Source organism: Corynebacterium jamesii, assembly GCF_046097395.1.
Taxonomy (GTDB): domain Bacteria; phylum Actinomycetota; class Actinomycetes; order Mycobacteriales; family Mycobacteriaceae; genus Corynebacterium.
Genome location: NZ_CP175789.1, coordinates 2181593 through 2199987 on the forward strand (window position 1 = coordinate 2181593; position 18395 = coordinate 2199987).

Genomic DNA, 18395 nt, shown 5'->3' on the forward strand with positions numbered 1-18395 from the left:
GCATAACCTTGCCGTTGGTTGTCCGGCAGCGCCGCTAAAGTAGAAACCATGAGTGAAACTACCCCGCGTATCGACGGGCTACTGGCAACCGCCGAACCCGGCAGCATTGTGGATCTACCCCTCCCCGGCGCCTGGGTTTATGTGCCCAAGGTCCATGGCGACGAGCGCGGCAGTTTCCACGAAAGCTTCAAGGCAGAGGCTTTCGGTGAGAAGCTGGGATATCCCTTCGAGGTAGCTCAGGGGAACCTCTCGCGCTCCTCCCGCGATGTCGTGCGAGGCATCCACCTGGCGGACGTGCCGCCGGGGCAGGCGAAGTTCGTCAGCTGCCTATCCGGCGCGATCACGGATGTGTTGGTGGACGTGCGCGTGGGCTCGCCAACATTCGGGCAACACATCACCGTGGAGCTGTCCGCGAAGAACAACTTGAGCGTCTACGTACCCCTGGGCGTGGGCCACGGATTCCGTGCACACACTGATCAGACGACCGTGAACTACCTTGTCACCGAGGCATATAACCCACAGAGGGAATACGGTATCGACCCGTTTGATGCGGAACTGGCTGTAGCCTGGGGCGTCACTAAAGAACAAGCCGTACTATCCAACAAGGATGATTCGGCACCGAGCTTGAGTGAGGTGCGCGACCGCCTGCCCGAATACCGCGAGGTGCGGGCATGGGAGGCACAACTGCGCGCCGACTGGGCCGAAGCGCTGCAGGCCGCCGACGAGTGGGAGCAAGCCGACTGATGAAGGGCATCATCCTGGCCGGGGGAACCGGCTCGCGGCTGTGGCCGATCACGCAAGGCATTTCCAAGCAACTGGTGCCGGTGTACGACAAGCCGATGATCTACTACCCGCTAACGACCCTGATGCTGGCGGGCATCCGCGACATCCTGGTGATCACCACGGGAGCGGATGCACAGCAGTTCCGCGGACTGCTAGGCGATGGCTCGCAGTTCGGCGTGCAAATCAGCTACGCGGTGCAGGGCCAGCCGAACGGCCTGGCGGAAGCCTTCATTGTGGGTGAGGACTTCATCGGTGACGACGCGGTGGCTCTCGTACTGGGCGACAACATCTTCTACGGCACCGGCCTGGGCACTCAGCTGCGGCGCTTCCATAACCCCGATGGCGGGGCGATCTTTGCCTATTGGGTGGCCACACCCGAGGCATACGGAGTGGTGGAGTTCGACCGCGAAGGCACGGCCCTGAGCTTGGCGGAAAAGCCCGCGGAGCCGAAGTCCAACTATGCGGTTCCCGGCCTGTACTTTTACTCCAATGATGTGGTGCGGATCGCCAAATCTTTAGAGCCCAGCGAGCGCGGAGAGCTGGAAATTACGGACATCAACCGCCGCTACCTGGCGGAGGGGCGCCTGCACGTGGAGGTGCTGCCGCGAGGTACTGCCTGGTTGGACACGGGAACGGTCGATGACCTTGCCGCAGCCGGTGACTTCGTCCGCGCTGTGGAGCAACGACAGGGGCTAAAGATCAGCTGCCCGGAGGAGGTCGCGTGGCGCCTGGGTTACATTGATGATGCGGAGCTGAGGGCATCTGCATCAAAGCTGGGCAAAAGCGCGTACGGGCAGTACCTTGGCGCGCTGTTGAAGCGTGGGAAAGAGCGGTAGACAAGTGGCTATTTCGATCGAGACCATCCCTGAGATGGTGGCGCGCACTTGGCGCGACGTGGAATGGACGAGCCAGCGCGTGCCGAAGCAGGGCATCGACCACGCAGTGGTGATTCTGGACGGGCTGCGCTCAAAGGAATTCGAGCTCAACGACATGCTCCCCGAGTCCGTTGTGGTGCGTGTGCCCTTCGAGAAGCAATACCGGGAACAGGCGATGCTGGAATCCTCGCTGATCGCGCAGCTGTTCCGCCGCACCAAGGTGCGGGTGCCGGGGACAGTGCGGCAGGCTTACGCTCGGGGGACTTTCAACACTGCCGAGCCTGTGATGCTGACCATGCAAACCGAGCTGCTGGGCGAACCGCTGACCGCCGAGCTCTGGCAGACGCTGTCGACTAGCCAGCGGGCCTGGGTGGCCGAGCAGTTAGGTAGCTTGTTGGCCACGATGCACGCCTTTGACCCGGACGTGCTGCCCATGAGTCGTGTGGATTCCTGGTGGACCGACGGCAAGGCCACCAGCGAACTCAACCGCGCGCCACGCACCCTCCCGGGCAAGCTGGAGTTGATGAAGGAACGTGTGGGATCGATCCTGGCCCCGCACCTTTCCGCCGCGGAGGCAACTTTCGTCGAGCGTGTGTTTGCCGAGGTGGACGAGCTGATTGCCCGTGCCGGCCAGCAACGCGCCCTGACCCACGGAGAGTTGCACGAGGACCACATGCTGTGGAACGCGGACGGCGGCGTGGGCGTGATCGACTTCTCCGACATGACTATCGGCGACCCGGCTCTGGATTACGCGCACTTCGCGGGCATCTCGCCGGTGCTACCGGGAATGGTTTACGAGCAGGCGATCATTCAGCACGAGAAGCGCCGACAAGCCCCAGCAGTGCCGGGAGTGCCGCCGCCGATGCCGGGGCCGCTGTACCGTGCACCGGGTGAGGGGCGTACACCGGATAGCGTTGAGGATACGGACGTGTTGCGCCGCGCCGAGGTGTACAAGAACTGGGACAACATCTTCCTGCTGATCGACCACTACCGAACTGGCCGTTCGCCGCGCGTGGAGCTGCTTTAGTTACTCTCCGTTTTTCGGGGAGTCCGGTCCTTCGGAGCCGTGCTCGCCGCGCTCATCACCGCGCGCCTCTCGTCGCTGCTGCTCGCGGCGCTCCTGTCGGCGCTTCCGCTCGGCTTCTTCGGCCTCCTTGGCCTCTTGCGCGCGTCGCTGCTTGAAGCGCTCTTTTTCGATGTTCCACAGGAAGTCGGGGTCGTCGTCCGGCCCCTTGTGGCTTAGTCCCTCTTTTTTATTAGGGACGCCCCTACGCCTCAACGGCGACCTATTTCCCCAGGTCTGTGGACCGAATGCCTTCCACAGCAGCACGACAGTGACGATGACCATGAGGAGCAAAACTAATCGACCCATGGCAATGATCTTAGAGTATCTGTGCGACATAGCTCGCAGCCTGCGATTACCGCATAACCAAGGGGTGAACGTAGTGTTGTGGGCGTGACTAACGATGATGTGAAGCCGAAGAATCAGGTAGACGAGGCTGTTCACCCTAGGCAGCCCGTACAGGCTGCGCAGGCGACAAACGCTGAGAATGCAGGCTCGGCTCCGCAAGCGGTGAACAAGGGCAAGGCCGTCCGCGACATCGCGCTGTACGGCTTCCTGCGCCTGCTGCTATTCCTAGTGCTGACGTTCGTCATCCACTCGATCGTGATCCTGCTGGGGATGGCGAACTACTTCCCGCTGCTGGTGAGTATGACGCTGGCTTTGATCCTGGCTCTGCCGCTGTCGATGTTCATGTTTAAGGGGCTGCGTCTGCGAGTAACAGAGCAGGTGGCGGCGTGGGATGCCGACCGCCAGGCTCATAAGCAGGAGCTGCGTAACCAATTGCGCGAGCGCCTGGACGACTAAGGCGATTAAACTCACTGCCATGTATGGCAGACCCCAGGACGTCGTGGTGTGGGTAAACCCGCGAACCCAACGTGGCAAGCAGCTCGGCGGGCTGGCTATTGGCCTAGTATTCGCCGCCCTCGCTGCGGGATGCGTGGCCATGATGGTGGTCGAGAAGACTCTGATTCCGCTGGTGGCCCTCGCCTTGGTGGGGCTTGCGATGTTTGGCTGGTACACCAGCCAGCGACAGGCCAATGCGCGGGCCACATCCAGTACGACGATCAACCCGGCGCTTGTCGTGGACGATTCGGGAGTGGGGGATGCGGCTGTACGAATTCCGTGGAGCGACATTGCGCGGGTGGACGTGATCAGCACTCGTTACCGAGGTGTGGGGCCGGAGTCGGTGGGGCTTGGCCCCGAGCTTGCCGATAAGTGGACGGGCAGCGCCGGGGTTCTGGATGGGGAGTTTGCGCTTCAGGTGGTGTTTCGCCCCGGTAGCCCTGGTAATCCTGATAGCCCCGGTAGTTCTAGCGTACCGACGCAGTCTGCGTTGGATGTGTACCGCATCCAATCGGTGCAGGGGGTGGCAGCTGTGCCGAGCCTGCCGCGAGGAATCTACGAGGTCGATGCGATCGGGGTGACCTTCAGGTTGGGGTCCGCTGTTCCCATGGCTTGGCGGGATGGCCTGACCCAGCAGATCGCGGACAATGTCCGCTTCCGCGGGGTGGCTTTCGGCCCGGCTCCCGCGTAACCCAAAACCGGCTCTGTTTAGGCCAGCAGGGCGGCGGCAAACTCCAGCACCGACCACAGCAGCATTCCGCGGCCGAGCATGCCCAGCACGGGGATCAGGGCCCTGCCCTGCGCGCCGCCGGTCACGGGGCGCGAGGCAATCACGAACAGTGGTACGGCCGCCAGGGCTAAGAGCCCCCACCAGTGGCCGATGCTGATGATGACGGTGACGACGACCGCCAGGGTGACAAGCCCCACCCACAAGCGGCGCGTGTTCGCGTCGCCCAAGCGCACGGCCAGGGTGATCTTGCCCGTGACGGAGTCGGTGGGAATGTCGCGTAGGTTGTTAGCCAGGTTTACTGCGCTGGACAGGCTGCCGACGGCGATGGCCAGCAGCACTCCCCGCCAGGTCACGCTGCCCGTCTGGGTGAACTCGGTGCCCAGTACTGCGACTAGGCCGAAGAACACGAACACTGCGACTTCGCCCAGACCCCGGTAACCGTAAGGGTTCTTGCCGCCGGTGTAGAACCAGGCACCTGCGATACAGGCCGCGCCGACGAGGATCAACCACCAGGCGCTCAGCAGGCTCAGCACTATGCCGGCGATCGCTCCCACGCCGAAGGAAGCAAACGCCGCATACTTGACCTTCTTCGGCTCCACGAGCCCGCTGCCGGTCAGGCGCAGCGGGCCGGAGCGGTCATCGTCGGTCCCCTTGATGCCATCGGAGTAGTCGTTGGCGTAGTTCACGCCCACGATCATCGCCAGTGCAACTACCCCGGCTAGCACGGCGCGCAGCGGGGCCGCCCCGTCCGCCAGCGCGGCCGCTGCGGTGCCGGCCAGCACGGGAGCCACGGCGTTCGCCCAGGTATGCGGCCGTGCTCCTTCCAGCCACTGAGCCGGTGTCGCGCCGGGGTACTGCCTGGTCGTGGAGGTCATGGTTCGCCTTTCTGGGGCTCGCGCTGCACTAGGTACCCGTCACATCGGGGTGCCACAAACCTCTTTAGTCTAGTCCGTTCCGCGTTCGTTCTCTTAACCCCGTGACGGGCCGTAGAAATCGCGGAGCATTGCCGTTGCTCGTTGGCGGTCGATCTTCCCCGGCCCGGTGGTAGGCATCTCGCCTATTGCCCAGACACGTCGGGGGAGTAGTCCGCGGCTCGTATGCTCGCGCATCGCCGCGCGCACCTGCTCGGTCACGTCGCTGTTACTGTCTGTACGGCCCTGTGCGTCGCTGTTGTCTCCGCCCAGCACCACCAGCGCCCCGATCGATTCGCCGAATTCCGCGAACTCCGGGTCTTCCACCCCCGCCGCAAATGCCACTTCGGCCCCCGGAACGTACTGGCAGATGGCCTTTTCTACCTCCTCGGGCAGAACCTTGTAGCCGCCGGTATTGATGGCTCCGTCAGCACGCCCGACAATCCGCAGTTCGCCGTCGGATCCGCCTTCCAGCATCCCAATGTCTGAGGTCACAAACTCACCTGCGACTGGGAACGCCTCCGTCGAGTCCACGTTCCGATACCCGTCTGCCACCATCGGTCCGATGATCCGCACGCGCCCAGCCCCACGCTCGTCCGCATCGTCGATGCGCACCTGTGCGCCTGGCAGGCAGTGGCCGTTGTACACCATCCCACCGGCGGTTTCGCTGGAGCCGTAGGTCAGCGCGATGTGTGCCCCTGCCGCGGCCATCTTTTCTATGACGCCCTCACGCGCCGCCGCCCCACCCACCAGCACGCAGGCGTAGCGCTTCAGCGCCTTAACGGCTGCGGGGTCTTCCGCGACCCTTTCCAGCTGCGCGGGCACGAGGGAGGTGTAGAGGTCCACGCCCGGGTAGGTTTCCGCCAATGCTTCTGTGTCTGCGATGAAGCCCGCGGCGGTGAAGCGCGCGTCGGCGTGCAGATTCTGAGCTTGTAAGTGCGCGGCGGCCAGGGGGGTGTAGCCCGCCCGCAGGCTGCGCAGCAATACCTGTATTCCGGCGATGTGATGGGCCGGGAGCGTGAGCAGCCAGGCCCCCGGTAGGGCTTTAAAGTGGCGCTCGATGAAGGAAGCTGTGGCGTCCGCACTAAAGGTGAGCTGCCGCGACCCGAGCACTGCGCCCTTCGGTGTGCCGGTAGAGCCAGAGGTGCAGGCGATCAATGTGCCGGGCGCGACCATGTCGGCATCGAGCGAGCTGCCCGCCCGCATGTGTTGGGGCAGGTCGGGGCAGGTGCGGTGCCAGTCCGCGGGGAGGGGGAGGAGGGAGATTTCCCCTGCCAGCAGTTGCCTGAGTGCCGTGAGTGAGATGCCGAAAAGTGCTGGCGAGGCAGCACTGATGATGGTCGGCTGCAGTGGGACTCGAGCTGGGGCTCGAGATGGGACTCGGGCTGAAACGGGGGCTGAGGCTGAAACGGGGTTTCCAGTCATGCTGACCAATGTACAACCCGGCGTGGACAGCCCCCGTGCGTGATTAGCTGGCCGTAAGGCCGAACTCCTGGACTCGCTCTACAGTGGTCTTCAGCTCCGCCGGGCCGGGGAGGCGCTTGTGCACTGCGAGGAAGCTGGCCTGAATGTCCTGGCGGGTGGCGGGGGTCTTTCCAGTGTCGATGAGGTAGGCGATGATGTCGAGGTAAGAGGGGCTGCGGGTATCCAAAGCGTTTAAGAAGGGGGTCGGGAGGTCACTGTTGGCTTCGAGGTAAATGCGGTATTCCTCGGGGAGGGGGAGGGCATCGGCGACGTCAGCGACATCGGGGGCTGCCTGATCGGGTCCCTCGGTGGTGTCGGTTGTCCAGAGCTTTGCTCGGAGCTGACTAAATGGGTTGAACATGATGCACGCTCTCCTTCCTGGTGAATCGTGAGTGTGTATTTATTTAAACATAGGGTAAACAACAACTGTTGGAAACGTCAAGTATTTTTTCTGCCCACCTTATGTGGGGAGGGAGAGCCAAAAATAAACCCCCGCCGGTGAGGGTTTCTGCCCTTTCCTGCGGGGTAGTTGTGCTGCTCAGCCGCTCAGTTTTAGAGCCCGGGTAACCTGTGGCTTTTAGTCGCCATCACCGCCGCCGTCTCCGCCGCTGGAGTCGCTGTCAGAGCCCGAATCTGAACCGGAGCTGAAGAAGCTGCCAGAGCTGTTGTTGCTGGAGGGGCCACTGCTTTGGTCGCTGTTCCACTGGGTGGTAGGGGCATCAGCGTCGCCGCCGTTCGTCATGCCCGCCGCACCGGCGCCACCGGCAGCGCCAACGGTGCCAGCACTGCCAGCGCTGTCCGTGCCACCGATGGTGTAGCCAGCGTAGCCGTCGTTTCCTCGATTGCTCCAGGGCGTATTGTTCTGGGGCTTATTTCCCTGGTTGTTGCCCCAGAGGTTGGAACCCTGGTTGGCGGACCCATAGCTGCCGTACGGGCTCTGCCCAGCATTTGGAGCTGCGTTCGGGGCTCCAGCCGCTCCGGCAGGCGCGGCTGCGGGAGCATAACTACCGTTGGCCTCTTGCGCCGCCTTTTCCTTACGTTCCTTGCGGGCACGTACGGGCGTCATAAAGAGATAGTCCAAGCTAAAGCGACCCGAGCCGGATGCGGCCAGGGCGAGGCCCGCCGCACCCAGAACCCCGACGAGCTCCCAGCCACCATCGGCAATGAAGACACCCTTGCCCCAGTGCGCGAAGCCAAAAGCGAAGGCCATTTGGATAAACAGCAGCGGACCGACGATCCGGACCAGCAGGCCGAGGATTAGTAGCACGCCCGCGGCGAGCTCGAAATAGGTGGCGATCTGCGCGGAAGCGTTCGGCCACGGCACGCTCATGGACTCGAAGGATTGTGCCGTGCCGTCGATGGTCCAGGAATCGTACTTTTGCCAACCGTGGGCGATCAGCACGATGCCCACGAGGATGCGGGAAATCGTGATGCAAACATCTTTAAAAATATTCATGTCGCTAACGCTACCAACTTAGCGGTGGCATGGCCGGGCTTGTGGCAGGTCAACCTGCTACAGATAGAGGCCAGAGCCACCATGAATCATTCCGAACCTCAGACCCTGATCGTGAGCGACTCGCAGGCGGATCACTGCCTGGATAAGTACATCTGCTCGCAGGTCAAGGGCGTACTCGCCACGGTGCTGTTCCGCCTGATGCGCACCAAGCAGATCACCGTCAACGGCGCCAATTGCAAACCCGACCAGCGCACCGTTGCCGGCGACAAGGTTCGGTTGCCCGCCCTGGAAGTCGCCGCGGAGAAACCGACGCCAACGGGGGATCGCAAGGCGGCGGAACAATTGGCCCGCAGGCTGTCCCGGCATATCGTTTTTGAAGACAGCGACATGCTCGTTGTGAATAAGCCCGCCAACATCGCCGTGCATGTGGGCAGCGGGGTCAAGGCTGGGGTGATCGAGGCGCTGCGCGTGCTACGGCCGAAGGAAAAGGAACTAGAGCTGGCGCACCGGCTGGATAAGGAAACCTCCGGGTTTGCTGATGGTAGCCAAGAACTCGAAGATGCTGCGGCATCTTCAGGGGCTCCTGCGTACCGGCGGGGAGGACATCCAGCGCTACTACCTGGCGGTGGTTTCCGGTGGAGCGAAAAGGACCGGTAGACAACCGCAGCGGATAGAGGCGCCACTGCGCAAAACCGGGGCGGCCGCGGAAAAGGGGGTGCGGATGCTGATGCTGCACGCCTGCAGGCTGGTGGTGCCGCTGCCGGATGGCGAGGTGCTGGACGTGCACGCCCCGATGCCCCCGGCGTGGAATAAGCTGCGGGGTTAGTGGAGGGGTGTTCATGCCCAATCAATTTTGCCCCCAAAAGTGGTTAGGTTCAATTATCTTATTGATGTCTCGTCCTTGTTGGGATTTAATGCCTTTGAGGGTGGAGTTGCTGCCCCGATGTTGAAAAGGAGATGCATCCAAAATGGTGAAAATGAAAGCTGTGGTTGCAGGCTTGGTATCAGTTATGGGACTTGCAGGGGGTGCGATTCAGAGTGCGCAGGCAGAGGATGTCGGTCATGCTGTTGTTGAGAACAACTTGCGGGAACCTAATGGAAGGCTTGTTGATAGGCAAGAGGGGGTTGCCCATCCTGATGAGAGGGTGGAGGGTGGTTTTATGACCACAGCAGCGGGGAATTGCCGACTTCATACCTGGGCTGTGGGGCAGAAGGGGAAAGGGCTAGGGGTGCAGGGAGGACGGTTTGACTGCGCCAATCCTGTTGGATTTCGAGTGCAGTTGCGGAAGAACCGGAAGTTTCTTCCCGATGAGGTGATTGGTGAATCTTGGGGGTATGGAAACGGAGCCATTCGCGCGTATGGAGTATGTAAAGGAAGGGGGACATACTTTGGCGAAACCAGAAGCGATACTGGTAATAAGAAGCAAGGAGATCGCGGTGTGCGTTGCTAACTTTCCTGTGAGGTTGAGTTCCGCCGCATGAAACTATCATTAGAAGAACTGAGCTTCTCGTATAGGAAGATCTTTGGTACGAAGCCAGTGTTGCGCTCCATTACTGGAACCTTTAATGAAGGTGTCACGGGTATCTTGGGGCCGAATGGTTCCGGTAAGAGTACCTTGCTGAATATTGTCACTGGTCGGTTGAAATCCCCGAAGGGTTCAGTCTACCTGGTGACAGAGCATGGGCGGAAAACGATGGATGAGTATCAGAGAAACTCTTCTATTGGCTACTTACCGCAGCGTTTCACGTTTGTTCCCGGGATGTGTGTCAAAGACACTGTCGAATATGTTGGATGGGTTAATGGTCTAACGGGGAAGCAACTTAATCGTGCTGTGGAAAAATCGCTTGATGTTGTTCGTCTGAATGAGCAGCAAGTGCTGAAGGCTGGTGCGCTCTCGGGTGGACAACGGCAACGGCTTGGACTCGCGTGCGTCCTTGTACACGAGCCGGAGGTAATGATTCTCGACGAGCCCACTACGGGGTTGGATCCGGAATCGAGAATGCTAATGCGGAAATGCATTGCCGACGCTGCTAGCGATGACAGGCTCGTCCTTATTTCTACCCACCATATGGAAGATCTTCGGTATCTGGCTGATGATGTATGGGTCATAGCAGAGGGGCAGCTCCTGTACTCCGGGTCGCTCGAGGGTATGGGAGAGGGTCTTGCTACCAGCGATGACCTTCGATATGGAACTGAGTTTGAAGCTGGATACTCGGACTTGGTTCAGAGCCTGCGATCCCAGAATGGGGCGGATCCGAAGCATGATTAGATTGTATGCTCGGTCTTCCCTCGGTTGGATCATGCTTGCGGGTGCCGGTGTAATTACCTTAACGGAAGTTCTCTTTCAACTTGAGTTGTTGAAGGCTCCCTATCAGCAGTGGGGTCTTATTGAGTCGAACTTGTCGAACTCACTTGTCGTCGTGATGCCACTCGTAGGTGGGATAGCTGCGGTGCTGCAGGTCGTCGGGCACTCTCCGGGGCGGATAAGCACTATGGCTGGAACTCGAGTTAGCCCTTACGGGCAGTCTATCTGGACAACATTAACGTGGTTAGCGGTGTCTATAGTTAGCGTTGTTGCCGTACTGCTTATCTGCTTCGGCTTTGCTATTGCAACAGCTGGGGGTGGAACACCGGAGTTTAAACTGTACCTGGCCATCTTAGGATCGATTGTTTTTTCGGTGTTTCTTGGTCATGTCATTGGCTACCTGGCTGCTGATCTGAAAGTATCCCTGATTGCGGTTGCCTTTCTCGCCGTGCTTCCCATGTCTGCAGTTAATGGATTTTCGACCTTGCGGTTTATTCCGATACTTCCGGCTGAGAAGCTACCTAGTTTCATTTATTCAGATAGTTGGCTGAACCGGCAATTACTGTTGGGGCTTGTCTTTATAGTGATTTTGGTTCTTGTTCTCTATAGTGCTGGCGCAACGAGGTCTCGGGGTGTCATTTCTAGAGTGATTATGTCCTCGGCTGCCCCCATTGCCGTGTTTATCATCGCTTTGGTTTCGCCTGCCGGTCCCGTGGAGGTTTTTGAGTATTCTGCCTCTGCCAGAGAAAAACAGGTCTGTGAAGTAGTTGGTGAGCGCACAGTGTGTGTACACGAGGAGAACCAGCCCGAATTAGTAAGAATTAGAACCTCGCTCAATGCAGTCGATGATGTTGTAGGGAGGTCGAGGGCGGGTTTCTATGAAATGAAAGATTCGTCCCTGGTCGATACAGCGAAGCCTTTGCCTTATGGCGTTGGAATTGTAGAGCTTAAGCCTGGTCAAGGATCTCGTTTTGGTGCTTTATTGATCGAAGCTATTTCCGGGGTTCTAGTGTGTGGACCGGAATCCTCCGAGTCTGCTGTCAACACTTCTTTCGAAGTTAACGACTGGCTGTTGTCTAGGGTTCCCGTCACGGCTCGTGAAACTTTTAGTAGCGAACCAGACCATCCTAAAGAGCGACAGTTTAATGACGTTCAGATGGAAACGATCGTGCAGGAACACAGTGAAGAACTGAGTACCTGCAGTTATTCTGGCGGTACTAATGCAAGTTCTTAAGTACGGTTGGCAGACCCGAAGACTGAGTTGGGTTGTGGGCGCCTCCCTCCTGGCAATGTGTGCAGTTGTCTTGGTTGGCGATGGTGGATTTCAAGTGAACTGGGACACGGTATATGAGCCTAAATACGTGCTCTACATGGAGTTGGTCTTCCTACTTTTGAGTACTGTGGCGGCAGTTTTGATTGAACCTCTAAGTGCTCAATGGGAAGGCAGTTCTTCACGTGCACGAGGGGTTGCATTGTTTTCCCTGTGCGTCACCTTCGTGGGTATATGGCTTGTGGCGGCGGTGGCAATGGGGCAGCTATTGAGAATTTACCCTGCCAACATCGTAGTGTTGATGATGCTGACAAGCAGCACCCTTGTAGCATCGGTGACTCTCGGGTTATCACCGTGGATTGGTCCTTACTGGGCGGGAGTTAGCTCCCTGAGCTTCTATGCGGCTTGTATCGCAATCCAGGGGTTTATGCCTGCCTACCGTTCTTTAGTCCCTCTAGGGGACTCTCGGCTGATACCCGCGCCCACGGAGCCGCATGTCGTACTCACTTCAGTTCTTGCTCTGGCGCTGTGCGTCCTGAGTCATTGGACGACAGGCGGGCTTCGCCAAGGGCGCAGAATTGTCAAAGAAGACTTGTCTTAGAGAGCCCCGGACAGCCTCAGTTAGTAGTAGTACGGGAAGTCGTCCCAGTTCGGCTCGCGCTTTTCCAGGAAGGCATCCTTGCCTTCTACGGCCTCGTCGGTCATGTAGGCCAGGCGCGTAGCCTCACCTGCGAAGACCTGCTGGCCCATCAACCCATCGTCGGCCAGGTTGAAGGCGAACTTCAGCATGCGCTGCGCGGTGGGGGATTTGGTGTTGATCTTGCGGCCCCATTCGATGGCGGTGTCCTCCAGATCCGCGTGGTCCACCACACGGTTGACAGCTCCCATCTGGTGCATCGTTTCAGCGTCGATGGCCTCGCCGAGGAAGAAGATCTCGCGGGCAAACTTCTGGCCCACCTGCTTGGCTAGGTAGGCGGAGCCATAGCCTGCGTCGAAGGAGCCGACGTCGGCGTCCGTCTGCTTGAACTTAGCGTGCTCGCGGGAGGCCAGGGTCAGGTCGCACACCACGTGCAGGCTGTGCCCGCCGCCAGCGGCCCAGCCGTTAACCAGACAGATCACAACTTTCGGCATCGTGCGGATCAGGCGCTGCACCTCCAGAATGTGCAAGCGGCCGCCCTCCACCTTCGCGCGAGCCTCGTCCACCCCATCGGCGCCAGCGGCGGCGACGTCCGTATCGTGGCTGGTGGCGTACTGATAACCGGAACGGCCACGGATGCGCTGGTCGCCGCCGGAGCAAAACGCCCAGCCGCCGTCCTTCGGGGAAGGCCCGTTGCCGGTCAGCAAGATCGTGCCCACGTCCGGGGTGCGGCGCGCGTGATCCAGCGCCCGGTACAGCTCGTCGACGGTGTGCGGGCGGAAGGCGTTGCGCACCTCGGGGCGGTCGAAGGCGATGCGCACGATGCCGTTGGCACGACCTTCGCCGACGTGGCGGTGGTAGGTGATGTCCGTGAAGTTGTTTACGCCCGGCGCATCTACCGGGCGCCACAGCTCGGGGTTGAAGGGGTTGTTGCGGGAATCAGTCATGCCCGCCATTCTATCGGCCGGCCGCTTTTGGCAAGGTAGGAAGCATGAACAGTTCCGCCCCGTCTTCTAACTTGTCTTTCCCGCTGCCGTCGCTCGCTGAGTTACTCGAGCGCGCCGACGTGGTTGCCCTGCCGATGCGGGTGCCCTTCCGTGGCGTGACTGTACGTGAGGCCCTTCTTATTGACGCCCCGTTCCAGTGGGCCGAGTTCGCTCCCTTCCCGGAATACGAACCGGCCGAGGCTTCCCTGTGGCTGCGTTCGGCGATCCAGTACGGCTATGGAGGAAGCAGCGACGGCGACGGCTGGGTGCCCGTCAACGCGACCATTCCCGCTGTGGACGTTGCCGCGCAGCCGGGAGTCATCGGTGAGCTCATGACGCGTTATCCGGGCTGCACCACTGTGAAGGTCAAGGTTGCAGAGAAGAACGCCCTGGCCAACGACCCGGCCGCCAGCATGCGCCAGGATATTCAGCGTGTCCGCGCCGTTCGGGAGTGGTACGCCAACCAGGGGGTTGTCGCCCCGAAGATTCGCATGGATGCCAACGGCGGCTGGACCGTCCAGCAGGCACTGGAAGTCGTGGAAACCCTCGCCGCCGATGGGCCACTGGATTATGTAGAACAACCCTGCGCCACCGTCGCTGAGTTGGCGGAGGTGCGCCAGAACCTCATGCGCCGGGGGCTTTTTGTGCGCGTGGCCGCCGACGAGGCGATTCGTAAGAGTGCCGACCCGATTGCTGCGGTCAAGGAGGTGACGGATGCCGGAGCCTGTGATGTGGCCGTGCTCAAAGTGCCACCGCTGGGTGGCGTGGATCAGCTCCGCACGGTCGCCCGCGAGGTTGCCCAGCGCGGGGTTTCCATCACTGTCAGCTCCGCGCTGGATACCGCGGTTGGTCTGGGTGCCGGGCTGCAGGCGGCCGCCAGCTTGGCGTACGTAGACGACGACGGCATGCTCGCCGAGCCTAACGCCGCTGGCCTGGCCACTGGAACCCTGTTTGAGTGCGACCTCGCGGACCGCAGCATTATCGACGGTCGGATGCACACTGGCGCCGTCACCCCGGAACCGGACCGCCTGGCCGAGTTCCGCGTTACTGGTGAGCGCCGCGATTGGTGGCTGGAGCGTCTGGGGGCGGCCTACCGCCACCTGTAGGCGGGCGGCTGGTGTGTGTAGCCTCTGCCGGGTTGTCCGGAGCGGAAGGTAGATTGTGGAACTGTGACTAACACTGATAGTTCTTCCCCGGATTCACCCCAGAATTCACCTAAGGGCGCAGCTGCTCTGTCCAGCCCCGTTGCCGTGCGTGCGGGGCTGGTTTTGGTAGACCAGCTGATTCGCAGCGGGGTGCGCGAGGCAGTGCTGTGCCCCGGTTCGCGCAATTCCCCACTGAATCTGGCATTTGTGGAAGCTGAACGGGTCGGTCGCGTGCGTCTGCACGTTCGCACAGACGAGCGTTCGGCGGCTTTCCTAGCGTCGGGGCTGGCGAAGGTATCGCGACTGCCGGTGCCGGTTGTCATGACCTCCGGCACTGCCGTGGCCAACTGTTTGCCCGCGATGGTGGAGGCCACGCTGTCCGGTGTGCCTCTCGTTGTGCTGTCGGCTAACCGTCCGCTTTCCATGCTGAGCTCTGGTGCGAACCAGACGATCGACCAAGCGGAGATCTTCGGTTCGCATTCCGTATGCACCCTGAACACGAGCGAGTTGGCGCTGGAAGGCGCCGTTGCCGACGCTGGCACGGGTCAAGCCGCCAAGCACACCGATGCTGCAGCGGAGCTCCGCGACCTGGTGCGCAAGCTAATTGCTGCAGCAACAGATCCCATCGACGGCGGTGGAGCCCACCTGGACGTGCCGCTGCAGGAACCGCTCGTGCCGCCGACGTTGGATCAGCTCTCGCTGTGGGCGGGCGACATCGCCGCCGCTGAAGATGCGGAAACGACCGAGGGTGCGCACGACTCGCACGCGCCAGGTCAGCCCGCCCGTGGCTCCCGGAAGCTGCCCTATGGCCAGGTCGAGGTGGACCTGTCCCGCCGCACGCTCGTCATCGCGGGCTCCGTCAGCGACGTCGCCTGGGCGCGTTCGATCATGGACGAACTAGCGGACGTGCCAACCATCGCGGAACCCGTCGCCCCGGCACCCGACTTCCCCGTGCACAGCGCAGCCGTAGACATGTTCAGTACCCAGCTCGTCAGCGACGGCGCACACTCGGCGGTTACCACGCCCGAGCAGATCGTGGTGATAGGCCGGCCAACGCTCCACCGAGGCGTCACAAAACTTCTGGCGAACAAAGACATCCACGTCATCGCGCTGAGCGATACCCGCCGTGTCACTGACGTATTTGGCAACGTCGACGAAGTCGGCAGCACCGTCCGACCGCGTGGCGAGCAGCCGGAAAGCTGGCTGCAAGTGGCGCGTGCCATTAGCGACATGGGCGTGGGGCAGGTGCGCGACGGGTTGGCCGAGCGCGACCCGTTTACCGCGGTGCATGCTGTGGCCGTTGTTGCGGACGCCCTGCGCGACGGGGATCTCTTGGTTCTGGGAGCCTCCACTGCGGTGCGGGATGCCTCCCGCGCCGGGCTGCCCTTTGACGGTGTGCAGACAATCGCCAATCGTGGGGCGGCGGGGATCGACGGGACTATCTCCACGGCGGTGGGGGCGGCGATGGCGCACGCCCACGCCGACCCGACCGCGATTCGTGCACCCCGCACCATCGCGGTGATGGGGGACCTGACCTTCGTTCACGACCTGGGTGGCTTGAACATCGGGCCGCTAGAGCCCCGTCCCGATAATCTGCTGATCGTGCTGACCAACGATAGTGGTGGCGGGATCTTTGAAACCCTAGAGCCTGGCGCCGAAGATCTGCGAACCTTTGCTGACGGAACCGCCGCTTTCGAGCGTGTCTTCGGCACGCCACTGGATCTGAACTTTGCGGAGCTCTGCGCGGGCTTTGGAGTGGAGCACAAGCTGGCCACCAGCGTGGAGGAGTTGGCAGTGGCCCTCGACGAGCACGCTGAGGTTGGCGGTAGCGGGATCACGGTGCTGGAAGTGAAGGTAGACAGGCGAGGGCGCCAAGAAATAGAAAAAAGAATTGCGGGCGCGTGATGAAGCGCACGACGGACGAAGAGCTCACCCTAAAGAAATTCCGGAGGGGGCGCAGGCTACGGCGCGCGAAGCAGGCCGTGATCGGCCTCGCCGGGCTGGTGGTGCTGGTATGCGGCGGCATGATCGTGACCTCTGCGATGGATGACTTCGCAATTTCGCGCGATAAAGCGGAGGCGACGGCGGAGGTGGTCTCTGTGCAGAAGTTGCGCACAACGGTGCGTTTTCGCGACGCGGAGGGCAACTTTCAGCAGCCAGAGGAAGGCCTGAAGTACCCATCCGGACTGGTGGAGGGGCAGAACGTGCGCGTGGAATACCAGGCCAGCGATCCGGAAAACGTGAAGGTGCAGGGGAGGGGATGGACGTTGGCGTTCTTGCCAGCGCTGTCCTCGATGTCCGCGGGGCTGATCGTATGTGCCTTCCTGTCGCTGCTGATCCGCATATGGCAGAAGAAAAATAAACTCCAATAAACTTTTCGTAACGAAAGTAACCTTCTGTTTCCCTAGACTTGTTAATGTTTTTACCCAGACGAAACGCGGGCGTGAACTACAAAAGGGATGCTGAAGGGTATGCGAGTTGCAATTGTTGCCGAGAGCTTTTTGCCCAACGTCAACGGGGTTGTAAACTCCGTGCTTCGCGTGCTGGAACACTTGCGTGCCAACGGGCACGAAGCGCTGGTGATCGCGCCCGGTGCCAAGAAGGGTCAAGAGGAAATTGCGACCTACGAGGGCTTCCGCATCGCCCGTGTGCCCGCCGTGGACGTGCCGGGAATCAACTCCCTGCCGATCGGTGTGCCGATGCCGAGCGTGTACACGGAACTGAAGAAGTTCCAGCCCGACGTGGTCCACCTGGCTAGCCCCTTTGTGCTGGGTGGCGCAGGCGCGTTCGCGGCGAAGGCTTTGAAACTGCCCTGCGTGGCCATTTTCCAGACCGACGTGGCGGGCTTTGCCAATAGCTACAAGATGGAGTTCATGTCTAAGCTGGCTTGGCACTGGGTGCGCATCATGCACAACATGTGCGCCATGACTTTGGCCCCCAGCTCCGTGACGATGCGCGAGCTGGAGGATAACAAGGTGCGCGGAGTGGCGCATTGGGGGCGCGGCGTGGACACCGTTCGTTTCAACCCCTCCAAGCGCTCCGCTGAACTGCGCCGCGAGTGGCTGCTGACGGGTGAAGAGAAGCGCGGCAACGCAGTGCGAGCTGGCGAGGGCGATGCGATGATTGCTGAGCTGGAAAGCCGCCGCAAGATTATCGGCTACGTAGGGCGCCTGGCCGCCGAGAAGTCCGTGGAGCGCATGGCCGCCTTGAACGGCCGGGAAGACGTGCAGCTGGTGATCGTCGGCGACGGCCCGGAGAAGGACGAACTACAATCCCTGATGCCCACCGCCGTGTTTACCGGCGGGCTGTACGGCGAGGATTTGGCGCACGCCTTCGCCAGCCTGGACATCTTCGTACACACTGGGCAGTTCGAGACGTTCTGCCAGGCGATCCAGGAGGCTCAGGCTTCCCGTGTGGCCACCATCGGCCCGGCGGCCGGTGGACCGATCGACCTGATTAAGCCTGGACACAACGGCTTTCTGCTGAACGTGGATACCTTCGAGGCCGAGCTGGTGGACGCGGTGGATGCCATCCTCGCCGGTGGTGTGGATTCCTACCGCGATAATGCCTTCGAAGGTGTGCAGAACAAGAGCTGGTCCAGCCTGTGCGATCAGCTGCTGGGCTACTACCGCCAGGCCATCGCCCAGGGTGGGAAGGCGGCTCCGCGCACGAACTCGCAGCGCGACTTTACCGGCGTGCGAGAGGCTGCACGCCCGGCCGCAGATGAAGGCGCCGCCGCGGGCACGGCCGCCCCGTCGGCCGCAGACTCTACGGAATCCGCCGAGTCCGCTGAGCCCGCAGCACCTGCAGCTGAGTCTGCAGCGCGCTAGTAGCCGCCTCGGCTTCCTCTTTGGCGCCGGCGCGCGTAGGCTCGCCCCGGAGCCGGTGAAAGGGACGAGCCTCGATCTGGGGCGCGCGGTTTCCGG

At 61.3% G+C, this 18395-nt stretch carries 19 protein-coding genes; 13 read left to right on the forward strand and 6 right to left on the reverse strand.

Annotation, left to right across the window (positions count from 1 at the left end):
- The first annotated feature begins 48 nt into the window (after nt 1-48).
- Genes rfbC through ACKFRT_RS09715 form a run of 3 tightly spaced genes read left to right on the forward strand, consistent with a single transcriptional unit; the run spans nt 49 to nt 2685 of the window.
- Nucleotides 49-744 (forward strand): dTDP-4-dehydrorhamnose 3,5-epimerase, encoded by a 696-nt coding sequence (rfbC, locus tag ACKFRT_RS09705; RefSeq protein ID WP_408925146.1) that lies wholly within the window; start codon nt 49-51, stop codon nt 742-744.
- The gene (rfbA, locus tag ACKFRT_RS09710; RefSeq protein WP_296215317.1) at nt 744-1619 is read left to right on the forward strand and encodes a glucose-1-phosphate thymidylyltransferase RfbA; all 876 of its coding nucleotides are present in this window, start codon (nt 744-746) and stop codon (nt 1617-1619) included. Before rfbC ends, rfbA begins: the two co-directional genes overlap by 1 nt.
- 4 nt (nt 1620-1623) lie before the next feature.
- Nucleotides 1624-2685, forward strand: coding sequence for a phosphotransferase family protein (locus ACKFRT_RS09715; RefSeq protein ID WP_408925147.1), 1062 nt, complete (start codon nt 1624-1626; stop codon nt 2683-2685).
- On the opposite strand, the gene ACKFRT_RS09720 is transcribed toward ACKFRT_RS09715, so the two are convergent.
- Nucleotides 2686-3030: a hypothetical protein gene (locus ACKFRT_RS09720; RefSeq protein WP_408925148.1), complete on the reverse strand. Its 345-nt coding sequence runs from the start codon at nt 3028-3030 to the stop codon at nt 2686-2688.
- Between the two features lie 201 nt (nt 3031-3231).
- Between ACKFRT_RS09720 and ACKFRT_RS09725 the strand changes: the two genes are divergently transcribed.
- Nucleotides 3232-3525: a DUF4229 domain-containing protein gene (locus ACKFRT_RS09725; RefSeq protein ID WP_408926099.1), complete on the forward strand. Its 294-nt coding sequence runs from the start codon at nt 3232-3234 to the stop codon at nt 3523-3525.
- A gap of 19 nt (nt 3526-3544) precedes the next feature.
- Nucleotides 3545-4255 (forward strand): hypothetical protein, encoded by a 711-nt coding sequence (locus tag ACKFRT_RS09730; RefSeq protein ID WP_408925149.1) that lies wholly within the window; start codon nt 3545-3547, stop codon nt 4253-4255.
- 17 nt (nt 4256-4272) lie between these two features.
- On the opposite strand, the gene ACKFRT_RS09735 is transcribed toward ACKFRT_RS09730, so the two are convergent.
- The 4 genes from ACKFRT_RS09735 to ACKFRT_RS09750 form a co-directional block, all read right to left on the reverse strand.
- Nucleotides 4273-5169 (reverse strand): 1,4-dihydroxy-2-naphthoate polyprenyltransferase, encoded by an 897-nt coding sequence (locus ACKFRT_RS09735; protein ID WP_408925150.1) that lies wholly within the window; start codon nt 5167-5169, stop codon nt 4273-4275.
- A gap of 93 nt (nt 5170-5262) precedes the next feature.
- Nucleotides 5263-6630, reverse strand: a complete 1368-nt coding sequence (locus ACKFRT_RS09740; RefSeq protein WP_408925151.1) for an AMP-binding protein — start codon at nt 6628-6630, stop codon at nt 5263-5265.
- Nucleotides 6631-6673: 43 nt separating this feature from the next.
- Complete coding sequence (locus ACKFRT_RS09745) at nt 6674-7030, reverse strand: hypothetical protein (RefSeq protein WP_408925152.1); 357 nt, start codon at nt 7028-7030, stop codon at nt 6674-6676.
- A gap of 216 nt (nt 7031-7246) precedes the next feature.
- The gene (locus ACKFRT_RS09750) at nt 7247-8125 is read right to left on the reverse strand and encodes a DoxX family protein (RefSeq protein ID WP_408925153.1); all 879 of its coding nucleotides are present in this window, start codon (nt 8123-8125) and stop codon (nt 7247-7249) included.
- A gap of 81 nt (nt 8126-8206) precedes the next feature.
- On the opposite strand from ACKFRT_RS09750, the gene ACKFRT_RS09755 reads away from it, so the two are divergent.
- The 4 genes from ACKFRT_RS09755 to ACKFRT_RS09770 all read left to right on the forward strand — a co-directional run bounded on the left by ACKFRT_RS09755 (nt 8207) and on the right by ACKFRT_RS09770 (nt 11665).
- Nucleotides 8207-8782, forward strand: coding sequence for a pseudouridine synthase (locus ACKFRT_RS09755; protein WP_408925154.1), 576 nt, complete (start codon nt 8207-8209; stop codon nt 8780-8782).
- Nucleotides 8783-9093: 311 nt separating this feature from the next.
- Nucleotides 9094-9576, forward strand: a complete 483-nt coding sequence (locus ACKFRT_RS09760; RefSeq protein WP_408925155.1) for a hypothetical protein — start codon at nt 9094-9096, stop codon at nt 9574-9576.
- Between the two features lie 27 nt (nt 9577-9603).
- Entirely contained in the window at nt 9604-10395 is a 792-nt protein-coding gene (locus ACKFRT_RS09765) for an ATP-binding cassette domain-containing protein (RefSeq protein ID WP_408925156.1), read from the forward strand.
- Complete coding sequence (locus tag ACKFRT_RS09770; protein ID WP_408925157.1) at nt 10388-11665, forward strand: ABC transporter permease; 1278 nt, start codon at nt 10388-10390, stop codon at nt 11663-11665. Before ACKFRT_RS09765 ends, ACKFRT_RS09770 begins: the two co-directional genes overlap by 8 nt.
- A gap of 657 nt (nt 11666-12322) precedes the next feature.
- Here ACKFRT_RS09770 and ACKFRT_RS09775 read toward each other — a convergent pair.
- Nucleotides 12323-13285: a 1,4-dihydroxy-2-naphthoyl-CoA synthase gene (locus ACKFRT_RS09775; RefSeq protein WP_408925158.1), complete on the reverse strand. Its 963-nt coding sequence runs from the start codon at nt 13283-13285 to the stop codon at nt 12323-12325.
- 44 nt (nt 13286-13329) lie between these two features.
- On the opposite strand from ACKFRT_RS09775, the gene ACKFRT_RS09780 reads away from it, so the two are divergent.
- From ACKFRT_RS09780 to ACKFRT_RS09795, 4 genes are all read left to right on the forward strand, one after another.
- On the forward strand, nt 13330-14430 hold the full coding sequence (locus tag ACKFRT_RS09780; protein WP_408925159.1) for an o-succinylbenzoate synthase: 1101 nt from the start codon (nt 13330-13332) through the stop codon (nt 14428-14430).
- A gap of 63 nt (nt 14431-14493) precedes the next feature.
- Nucleotides 14494-16374: a 2-succinyl-5-enolpyruvyl-6-hydroxy-3-cyclohexene-1-carboxylic-acid synthase gene (gene menD, locus ACKFRT_RS09785; protein WP_408925160.1), complete on the forward strand. Its 1881-nt coding sequence runs from the start codon at nt 14494-14496 to the stop codon at nt 16372-16374.
- Nucleotides 16374-16841: a DUF3592 domain-containing protein gene (locus tag ACKFRT_RS09790; protein WP_296215450.1), complete on the forward strand. Its 468-nt coding sequence runs from the start codon at nt 16374-16376 to the stop codon at nt 16839-16841. The genes menD and ACKFRT_RS09790 overlap by 1 nt, the downstream gene beginning before the upstream one ends.
- 99 nt (nt 16842-16940) lie before the next feature.
- Nucleotides 16941-18299: a glycosyltransferase family 4 protein gene (locus tag ACKFRT_RS09795; RefSeq protein WP_408925161.1), complete on the forward strand. Its 1359-nt coding sequence runs from the start codon at nt 16941-16943 to the stop codon at nt 18297-18299.
- Nucleotides 18300-18395: the final 96 nt, after the last annotated feature.

Bases quoted from the DNA above. Each gene is read 5' to 3' on its own strand.
- ACKFRT_RS09790 (WP_296215450.1), top strand. From the start codon at position 16,374: ATGAAGCGCACGACGGACGAAGAGCTCACCCTAAAGAAATTCCGGAGG.
- rfbA (WP_296215317.1), top strand. From the start codon at position 744: ATGAAGGGCATCATCCTGGCCGGGGGAACCGGCTCGCGGCTGTGGCCG.
- ACKFRT_RS09730 (WP_408925149.1), top strand. From the start codon at position 3,545: ATGTATGGCAGACCCCAGGACGTCGTGGTGTGGGTAAACCCGCGAACC.
- ACKFRT_RS09720 (WP_408925148.1), bottom strand. From the start codon at position 3,030: ATGGGTCGATTAGTTTTGCTCCTCATGGTCATCGTCACTGTCGTGCTG.
- ACKFRT_RS09750 (WP_408925153.1), bottom strand. From the start codon at position 8,125: ATGAATATTTTTAAAGATGTTTGCATCACGATTTCCCGCATCCTCGTG.
- ACKFRT_RS09780 (WP_408925159.1), top strand. From the start codon at position 13,330: ATGAACAGTTCCGCCCCGTCTTCTAACTTGTCTTTCCCGCTGCCGTCG.
- ACKFRT_RS09745 (WP_408925152.1), bottom strand. From the start codon at position 7,030: ATGTTCAACCCATTTAGTCAGCTCCGAGCAAAGCTCTGGACAACCGAC.
- ACKFRT_RS09735 (WP_408925150.1), bottom strand. From the start codon at position 5,169: ATGACCTCCACGACCAGGCAGTACCCCGGCGCGACACCGGCTCAGTGG.
- ACKFRT_RS09765 (WP_408925156.1), top strand. From the start codon at position 9,604: ATGAAACTATCATTAGAAGAACTGAGCTTCTCGTATAGGAAGATCTTT.
- ACKFRT_RS09760 (WP_408925155.1), top strand. From the start codon at position 9,094: ATGGTGAAAATGAAAGCTGTGGTTGCAGGCTTGGTATCAGTTATGGGA.
- ACKFRT_RS09740 (WP_408925151.1), bottom strand. From the start codon at position 6,630: ATGACTGGAAACCCCGTTTCAGCCTCAGCCCCCGTTTCAGCCCGAGTC.
- ACKFRT_RS09755 (WP_408925154.1), top strand. From the start codon at position 8,207: ATGAATCATTCCGAACCTCAGACCCTGATCGTGAGCGACTCGCAGGCG.
- ACKFRT_RS09795 (WP_408925161.1), top strand. From the start codon at position 16,941: ATGCGAGTTGCAATTGTTGCCGAGAGCTTTTTGCCCAACGTCAACGGG.
- rfbC (WP_408925146.1), top strand. From the start codon at position 49: ATGAGTGAAACTACCCCGCGTATCGACGGGCTACTGGCAACCGCCGAA.
- ACKFRT_RS09775 (WP_408925158.1), bottom strand. From the start codon at position 13,285: ATGACTGATTCCCGCAACAACCCCTTCAACCCCGAGCTGTGGCGCCCG.
- ACKFRT_RS09770 (WP_408925157.1), top strand. From the start codon at position 10,388: ATGATTAGATTGTATGCTCGGTCTTCCCTCGGTTGGATCATGCTTGCG.